The organism is Mycobacterium sp. WUMAC-067 (assembly GCF_020217485.1).
In the GTDB taxonomy this organism is placed as follows: Bacteria; Actinomycetota; Actinomycetes; order Mycobacteriales; family Mycobacteriaceae; genus Mycobacterium.
The window spans coordinates 1-8736 of sequence record NZ_JAEKMI010000089.1; the positions used below are offsets into that span (position 1 = coordinate 1).

The 8736-nt window shown below is 61.9% G+C and carries 5 protein-coding genes, 4 pseudogenes and 1 other annotated feature; of the genes and pseudogenes, 8 read left to right on the forward strand and 1 reads right to left on the reverse strand.

The window, feature by feature from the left end:
- The 7 genes and pseudogenes from JF781_RS26770 to JF781_RS26795 form a co-directional block, all read left to right on the forward strand.
- Positions 1-446, forward strand: a 446-nt coding sequence (locus JF781_RS26770) for a metal-dependent hydrolase (RefSeq protein WP_225325991.1), incomplete at its 5' end; no start/stop codon positions are given.
- Positions 447-492: 46 nt separating this feature from the next.
- Positions 493-2058 carry an NAD(P)/FAD-dependent oxidoreductase gene (locus tag JF781_RS26775; protein ID WP_007172240.1) on the forward strand — a complete coding sequence of 522 codons (1566 nt, stop codon included), beginning with the start codon at positions 493-495 and terminating at the stop codon, positions 2056-2058.
- A 162-nt stretch (positions 2059-2220) separates the two neighbouring features.
- A pseudogene (locus JF781_RS26780) lies at positions 2221-2427 on the forward strand (transposase); the annotation flags it as partial.
- 369 nt (positions 2428-2796) lie between these two features.
- Positions 2797-3675, forward strand: a pseudogene (locus JF781_RS26785) (transposase); the annotation flags it as partial.
- Between the two features lie 54 nt (positions 3676-3729).
- Positions 3730-4984: pseudogene (locus JF781_RS26790) on the forward strand (IS3 family transposase).
- Positions 4025-4156, forward strand: a sequence feature (AL1L pseudoknot). (Overlaps the previous pseudogene by 132 nt.)
- Positions 4985-5659: 675 nt before the next feature.
- Positions 5660-5914: pseudogene (locus JF781_RS28785) on the forward strand (transposase); the annotation flags it as partial.
- Between the two features lie 89 nt (positions 5915-6003).
- A complete protein-coding gene (locus tag JF781_RS26795; RefSeq protein ID WP_304363907.1) occupies positions 6004-6804 on the forward strand; it encodes a transposase in 801 nt (266 codons plus the stop codon).
- Positions 6805-7156: 352 nt separating this feature from the next.
- Here JF781_RS26795 and JF781_RS26805 read toward each other — a convergent pair whose 3' ends face one another.
- Entirely contained in the window at positions 7157-7606 is a 450-nt protein-coding gene (locus JF781_RS26805) for an SRPBCC family protein (RefSeq protein ID WP_007172254.1), read from the reverse strand.
- Between the two features lie 315 nt (positions 7607-7921).
- Between JF781_RS26805 and JF781_RS26810 the strand changes: the two genes are divergently transcribed.
- On the forward strand, positions 7922-8623 hold the full coding sequence (locus JF781_RS26810) for a TetR/AcrR family transcriptional regulator (protein ID WP_033721584.1): 702 nt from the start codon (positions 7922-7924) through the stop codon (positions 8621-8623).
- The last annotated feature ends 113 nt before the right edge of the window (positions 8624-8736 follow it).

An 8736-nucleotide genomic window follows, 5' to 3' on the forward strand; every position in this document is an offset into this window, starting at 1 on the left:
CGATACTTGCTGAGCGGCTGCTCGGCGATGAGGACTTCCGGGCGATCCCGGGTGATGCGGAGGTGTGGAATCTCCTGAAGTGGCATGCGCTGGAGGAACTTGAGCACAAGTCGGTTGCCTTTGACGTATTCCGCTCGGTGGGGGGTACCGAGCGGGTGCGTCGACGTGTGATGGCGGTAATGATCCCCCTTCTGCTCCTCCTCATGAGTGGCACGCTGGCGTATTCGGTGGCGCGGGATCCCGAAGCGTGCCGTCAGCCAGTGCGACTGGTGCGTGAGACCTATCGGGTCTACCGCGGTCCGATATTTCGGGGTTTGATCCCAGAGCTCAGGCAATACTTGCGACCGGGATTTCATCCCGACGACATCGACACCAACGCGTTGCTCGAGCAATGGCAGGAGGAACTCTTCGGCACCAAGGGGGCCCTGGTCGGCTACCTGAAGTGAACCGAATTTCACCGAGACCGTCGCCAAGAAGGGAGCAAGCAGTTTTATGTCCGAATCCTTTGACGTTGTGATTGTGGGTGCGGGTATTTCCGGTATCAGCGCTGCCTGGCATCTGCAGGAGCGCTGTCCCAACAAGAGTTATGTAGTTCTAGAGCGCAGAGCTGATCTGGGTGGTACATGGGACCTGTTCAAGTATCCGGGCATCCGATCGGACTCCGACATGTGCACCTTCGGGTTCCGTTTCAAGCCGTGGCACTCGCCGCGCTTTACCGTTGATGGCGCCACGATCAAGGATTATCTCTGGGAAGCTGCCGCCGAGAGCGGCATCGACAACCACATCCGGTTTGGTAGCCAGGTATTGTCTGCGGACTGGTCGGACGCCGACAGGCGCTGGACGATCAAGGTGGCTGGGGACCGCCAAAAGACGACCGAGATCACGGCCGCGTTCCTGTTTGCGTGCAGCGGCTACTACGACTACGACCAGGGGTATCGTCCAGAATTCCGGGGCGAGAAGGATTTCGAAGGAATTATTGTTCACCCGCAGAACTGGCCCGAAGACCTCGATTATGCGGGTAAGAACGTCATCGTCATCGGCAGCGGTGCTACCGCAGTGACCCTTATTCCGTCCCTCGTGGATTCAGGCGCTGGCCAGGTAACGATGCTGCAGCGTTCACCGACTTACATCGGATCGCTGCCAAACATCGACCCCATTGCCGTGCAGCTCATCAAGTGGTTACCGACAAGGAGCGCGGACTTCGTCAACCGCTGGAAGAACATCCTGTTAGCTGTGGCGCAGTACAGACTGGCGCGTCGCTTTCCCCGTTCCATGCGAAAAGCGCTGATCGCTTGGGCTAAGCACCAGCTGCCCGCAGGCTATGACGTGGATAAGCATTTCGGGCCGAAGTACAACCCGTGGGATGAACGGATATGCCTGGCCCCTAACGGCGACCTTTTTAAGGCCATTCGGGACGGCAAGGCCGATGTAGTCACCGATACTATCGACCACATCACCAGGACCGGGATCAAGCTTTCCTCGGGTCAGGAGTTGACGGCCGACATCATTGTCGCCGCGACCGGTTTGAACATGCGGCTGTTCGGCGGCGCCAAGATTACCCGTAACGGCCAGGTCGTCGACGTCGCGAAGTCGATGACCTATAAGGCCATGATGCTATCCGACGTCCCGAGCATGGCGTTCACTATCGGTTACATCAACGCGTCCTGGACACTGAAAGCAGACCTGGTGTCTGAATACGTCTGTCGCTTACTCAACTACATGGATGCGCACGGCTACGACACCGTCGTAGCTCCCCACCCTGGCGAGGATGTCGAGGAACTGCCGTTCACGGATTTTGCGCCCGGCTACTTCCAACGCGCGATGGATCAACTCCCTAAGTCTGGATCCCGCGGTCCATGGAAAGCAAAGCAGAATTACCTCTTCGATGTCCGTCAAATACGCCGCGGCAAGATCGATGACGGTCTGCGCTTCACGACCAAAGCATCCCGGCCGGCAACTCTGCCGGCCTCGACATCACACCAAAGCACTTCCGAAATGGCTTCTGGCTCAAACCGAGGAAACGGTGAGCACCGCACAAATCCGCTCATCGCCGGATAATCCAACGGGGACTGTCTCGGTGAGTCCGGAGACTTTCTGATGTGAGAGCTCAGCTGGCGGCTGCTCTCTCGCGTTGAGCGTAATAGGCGGCCTCGAGTTCGGCTGGCGGAACATCGCCGCAGTATTCATACAGGCGGCGGTGGTTGAACCAGTCGATCCGCCGTGCGGTGGCCAGCTCGTTCGACCACCACGCCTCCACCTGAGGGGCTGTTGGCGCAGATGACCAAGGCGGTGCTCCAACGCGCTTTGGATGTCGAGATCGCTGATCACCTGGGCTATGAGTACGGCGATCCGGCTGGTTATGGCTCGGGCAACTCCCGCAACGGGCGCGGCCGCAAAACCGTGCTCACCACGGCCGGAGCGGTCGACCCGACTTTATCAAACTAGCTTCTCGGGCGCGCTTCGCTCTCACCGTGGTGATCGAAAATTCCGCGAGCCAGTTGCGGTTCCGAACGGGGCCTGCGCTGGGTTCAGCGTCCAGGCGGCCGACGGTTCATGCTGGAAGGTGTTTCGGTTGACCCCGGTTGCACTATGTTGCCTGTGAGCCCGCAAATTAGCCTGAGGGTGGAGAGCCCCCCATCCACGGGGACCGTGGAATGTTGCCGTCGAGCACGAGTGTCAGAATTCTGTTTCATCCCGCTCTCCTGTCAACGGCGACACGGGGTCAGTTTTCAGACGACGCCGACATCTCCCCGGAACACGCCCCTTTGTCAATCCTGTTGGGAGGCGGTGAGTTCGATGGATGTGGTGCACCCGCGGTGCGCGGGAATCGATTGCTCGAAGAAAGACGCGAAGGTCTGTGTGCGGATTCAGGGCCATGGACGCAGAGGAGCGTCGTCGACAGTGACGACATGGGGTGCCATGACATCACAGATCCTGGCGTTGCGTGAGCATCTTATCGCGCAGAAGGTCACGTGTGTGGTGATCGAGTCCACCAGCGACTACTGGAAACCGTTCTACTACCTGCTCGACGATGAGCTGAACATGATGCTGATCAATGCGTCGCGGGTGCGCAATGTGCCCGGCCGCAAGACCGATGTGTCTGATGCTGCGTGGCTGGCCGATCTCGGGGCTCACGGGCTGGTGACGGCGTCGTTGGTGCCGCCGCCGCCGATTCGTGTCGGCGGCAAGTGAATACTGACCAGTGCTTGCCGACTCCTGATCAGTTTTCGATTGCCGTTGACAATTCGCGCGCTGCGGGATCTGACCCACGCACGCACGCACATCACCCGGGAATGCTCGCGCGAGGTAATGCGGTTGGAGAAGCTGCTCGAAGACGCCGGGATCAAACTCACCTCGGTGGCCACCGACATCACCGGAGTGTCCGGACGAGCGATGCTCGAGGCGCTGATCGCCGGCCAGAACGATCCAGCCATGATTGCCGATCTGGCCAAGCGGACGCTGCGCCGCAAGATCCCGGCGTTGACCGAGGCGTTGATCGGCCGGTTCAGTGAGCATCACGCGTTTATGTCCCGGTTGTTCCTTGACCGCATCGATGCTCACACCGCCGATATCGGTCGCCTCGATGAGCGCATCGAGGAAGCGATGGCGCCCTTTCGCCTCACCCGGGAACTGCTGATGAGCATTCCGGGATTCTCCGGCAAGACTGCCGAGGTGTGAATCGCCCTGGAAATCCCGGAGGCTCCTGACCTTGGAAACGAGGATGCAGGTATGCCGAAGGAACAGTCGTCTGGGAAGCCCACGGCGCGTCGTTACAGCCCGGAGGAGAAGGCCGCTGCAGTGCGGATGGTGCGGGCACTGCGTGCCGAGTTGGGCACCGAGCAGGGAACGGTGTCACGGGTAGCCCGCCAGCTCGGCTACGGGGTCGAGTCGGTGCGCTCCTGGGTGCGTCAGGCCGATATCGACGACGGGTATGCACCTGGGGTGTCCACTGCGGAGTCACAGCGGGTCAAAGAGCTCGAGCAAGAGATACGAGAACTGAAGCGGGCGAGATTCTGAAACGAGCGGCCAGTTTCTTCGGCGCGGAGCTCGACCGCCAACACAAGAAGTAGTCGACTTCATCGACACCCACCGTGGGGAATTCGGGGTCGAGCCCATCTGCACCGTCCTGCGCACCGCAGGGGTGTCGGTGGCCCCGAGTACTTACTACGACACCAAGGCACGGCCGCTGTCGGCACGGGCCCGTCGAGACGCCGAGCTGGCGCCCGCCCTGGTGGCGCTGTGGGACAACTACCGGGTCTACGGCGCCCGCAAGCTGTGGAAAGCCGCCCGCCGTGCCGGCCACGACGTCGGGCGAGACCAGGTCGCCCGACTGATGCGCGCAGCCGGCATCCAAGGAGCGCGGCGCGGCAAACGGGTCCGCACCACCAAACCCGACCTGACAGCGCCTCGCCACCCCGATCTGGTCAAGCGGAAGTTCACGGCGACTACGCCGAACCAACTGTGGGTCACGGATCTAACATTCGTGCCGACCTGGGCTGGGGTGGCGTATGTGTGCTTCATCGTCGATGCCTACTCCCGGATGATCGTGGGCTGGCGGGTGGCCTCCCACATGCGCACAACCATGGTGCTCGACGCGATCGAGATGGCCCGCTGGTCACGTGGAAACACATTGCCGGGCTTGACATGTCACTCCGATGCCGGGTCCCAGTTCACTTCCATCCGCTACGGTGAACGTCTCGCCGAGGTCGGTGCGGTGCCCTCGATCGGCACCATCGGGGACAGCTACGACAACGCTCTGGCCGAGACCGTCAACGGTTACTACAAGGCCGAGCTGATCTACGGGCCGGCTCACACCGGGCCCTGGAAGACCGTCGAGGACGTCGAGCTGGCGACCCTGGCCTGGGTGTACTGGCACAACACCAGCCGCCTACACAGCTACCTCGCCGACGTTCCTCCGACCGAGTTCGAAGCCACCTTCTACGATGCACAACGGACCGACCAACCCCTGATCGGAATCCAATAACCCGAGCCTCCGACAGAACCAGGGCGATTCATCACGCAGCTCCGGCGGATACCTCCTCAATGAACCACCTGACATGACTCCAACCTTCCCAAGAAGTGGAGTCTCCGGACATGCCGGGGCGATTCAGTGTGGAGCTCTTAAAGGCCATGGCCTGCATTCCAGACGGTCGCGACGAACGCTATAGTTATTGGCCATGAGATTAGATTCGATTCGCCGTTCGGGCGTTGTAGTGCTTGTCTTGGCCACGGCCTCGGTAGCAATGGTCGTGGAGGCGCTGGGGTGGCGCCGTTACCTTGTGCTGGGCACGGCCACACTAGCACTTGTCGTCAAGGCGGCGGGAGGGCGGCGTCGCCTCGGCGTCCGGCGCAGTCTGGGAAGAAAAGGCAAACGAACGGTCGCGTCCTAAAGCCGGTGTAAATGGGCCGGGCATAGGTTCTGCTTCGAGACCTACCAAGTCATCGAAGAAAGGACCTATGCCCGTGCCTGCACGAGTATCGCCGACTGATCGTGTTCGCGCCAAGATCGACGAGCTGTTCGCATCCGATCGTGAGCTGCCCGAGATTCTGGAGGAGGTGGCCCGGCTCGGCGCACAGTTGCTGATGCAGGCCGCGCTGGAGGCCGAGGTGACCGAGTTCCTCGGCCGTGACCGCTACCAACGCGCCGCGGCCGCGCCGGATGCGCAGCCCCGGGGCGCGCAATGGTTATCGGCCAGCGACGGTCAAGACCACCGTCGGCCCAGTCACCCTGGAGCGGCCCAAGCTGCGCGGCACGACCGCCGCGTTCGTCTCACGCCTGTTCGGCAAGCACGTCACCAAAACCAATGCGCTGGAATCGCTGGTGATCGCCTCGTTCGTGCGCGGACTGTCGGTGCGTGATGTCGAGGCCACCCTTGCCGATGCGCTCGGTGATCAGGCCGCGATCTCGAAATCGACTGTCTCGCAGGTATGCCAAGCGATAAAAACCGAGTACAACACCTGGGCGCGGCGCCCCTGGGCGATGTCGTGCTCGATTAGCTGTTCCTGGATGCCTCCTTCTTCCGGATGCATCCCGGCTCGCCGGCCGAGCCGATCCTGGCCGCGTGGGGCGTCACCACCGCCGGCAAGCCCGTCTTTGTTGGCCTGGCCCCCGGCGTGGTGGAGTCGACCGAGGCCTGGGCCGATTTCCTGACCGATCTCACCGACCGTGGGCTAGCGTGCCCGCTGCTGGTCATCTCCGACGGTGCCCGCGGCCTGATCGCCGCGATCGAGCAGGTCTTCCCGACCGCGCTGCGGCAACGCTGCCTGATCCAGCGGTTACGCAACGTGCTGGCCAAGATCCCGGCCGGGATGCAGGCCGAGATCCGCGACGGCTACTGGGCCTGCTTCGACACTGAGGACCTCAAAACCGAGCCCGGTCCGCGGCTGGTCGAACTGGTCGACGCCCGGCTGACCGCGTTCGCTACCCGCTACACGACCACCTACCCGGCAGCGATGAAGATCATGCTGACCGAGCGCGAGGGCCTGACCGCCTATCTGCGGTTCCCGCCCGAACATCATCACCGCATCCGCCACTCGAACTTCATCGAACGCACCTTCGGAGAAACCCGCCGCCGCGCAAAGGTTATCGGCCGCTTCCCTGGCGAGACCAGTTGTAACAGCATCGCCTGGGCCGTGCTCGACCGCGCATCCCGCGGCTGGCGCGGACTCACCATGACCCCCGCCGGGCTGCGCCAGCTCCAAGACCTGCGCCGCAGCCTGCTGCAACCACCCCGGCAACTGTGGCCCCAGCACACCCCGGACTTCGCTAGCAGCACCACCGAAACCGTCAGCGCCACCGCGTAGCATCACTCACCGAAGCCAGAACCTCCGCAGGCCGATTTACACCGGATTCCGGACGCCACCCAAACGAACTAGTGCCCTGAGTCATTAATTTTGGTGCAGTAGTTGCCGACGATGCTGATCAAGATTTGGTCGACGGTCTTGGTCCAGACGTATGGGGGCCCTCGTTCCGGGTTTCGACTACTGCGGTGATCGCCGCCCACTGCGAGGGGTACTGCGGATGCACCTCAGCGACCATGCGCACTGCACGCTCACGAAGCTCGTCGGGATACTTGCTCGGGCGTGCCATAACTCGAATCCTCCCAAGATCGGGAGTCTCCGGAAACGCCGGGACGGCTCAGTGTGTGGGAGCTGTTCAGCAGGTGCGTAGACATTGCCGACGCAGTGCTCGTTCAGTGTGTCGGATACCTGAACCAAGCAACGGCTCGATAGCGCGCTGGAGGACTTTGCCCGCGAGCCCACCGGGGAACTTGTAGTCGGCAGTTATGTCAACGCGGGTCACTGCTGATCCCATCGGCGTCGTGGCAACGGCTGCCAAGGCAACTATGCCGTTGTTGGTCACCAAGGCCTCTGTGATGCGCCGGCACGGCTCCCACTCGGTGATGCGACTCGTTCCGGTCATCGCGATTGGGCCGATCTTGCCGGTTCCTCGAAATTCGGCGCCGACCCCGTCTGATAGTTCGCCGATTGGCGTAATGGTGCGCAACCCAAAGACCCACTCCGGCATCCGGCGGTAGTCGACAGCGTAGTCGAAAACCGCCTCAGCCGGCAATTCTAGAGTGCCAGACGCGAACACCATCGTCATGCGCCACCAGCCCAGGCCAAAGACTCCGCCGTGGCATCGCCTACAGAATGATCCCTGCAGTCAGTGCGCATGGGTTGATGGTGGCATCACCGTCACAACCCGTCAATAGAATTGGATTTCGAATCTCCCTCGTGGTGGGTCGGCCGGCCGCTACGATGAATCGCGTTCATGATGGTGAAGACGGATCGTCACGCGCGGCGCGACGTTCAGGCGCTTCCAGGCGGGCACCGAGAGGCTCAACGCGTGAGGAGTTGCCTGACGCACCGTTGGCTTGTGCAGTAGCTTTAGCTTTTAGATTAGAATTTCGGGGTGTCGATGAACCTGGGTGCCGTGGGGCGGCTGCTACCGGAGTTGACCGGAGATGCCCGAGCCGATCGTTGGCGCGAGCATCGAGCTGCTGTGCGGGCGGAGCTGATAGAAGCGACGCTTCGCGCGATCGACGAGTATGGGCCTGACCTGTCCATCGACGATGTCGTAAAGACCGCGGGGATCCCCAGGCCCAAGCTGTATCGATTCTTCGCGGATAAGGACGCCTTATTCGCCGCGGTCGGCCAGCGGGTGCAGGAGATGATCATCGAGCAAGTCGTGCCGCAGTTTGATGCCGCCACCACGGCGCTGGAGCTGGTCAGCTCCGCGGTGGCCGCTTACGTCGGGCTCGTGGATAAGCGGCCTAATCTTTTTCGTTTCCTGGTGAATTCCCACTTCAGGGACGGGCGTTCGCCCGCGGATTTGATCGAGGGCGGCAGGCCGCTCTCGGACGCCACGGTGGATGTTTGGTCAGCCGCTATCGAGGCGCGTGGTGGCGAGGGCGCCAACTTTGAATATGTTGTGGATGCTGCTCTGGGAGCGGTGGGACTTGGTGTGCTGCGCTGGCTGAATTCCCCGACCGTCAGCAAGGATGCCCTTGTCGAAGAGTTGACCGCTTTTTTGTGGGGCGCCTTTTCGGCAATTGCGGAAGTGCGTGGGGTGCACCTCACTCCTGACACGAAGCTAGAGTCATCGGCCGAGGCAAATTAAGCGGTCGCTTTCCCAGTTCGGGCGGCTGGCGGCGCCGACATGCTGAACCTGCCCTGAACCGTAGAGGCATACACTACGAGGAGTGGATGTGCCGGAGACACGGATCGGGAGTG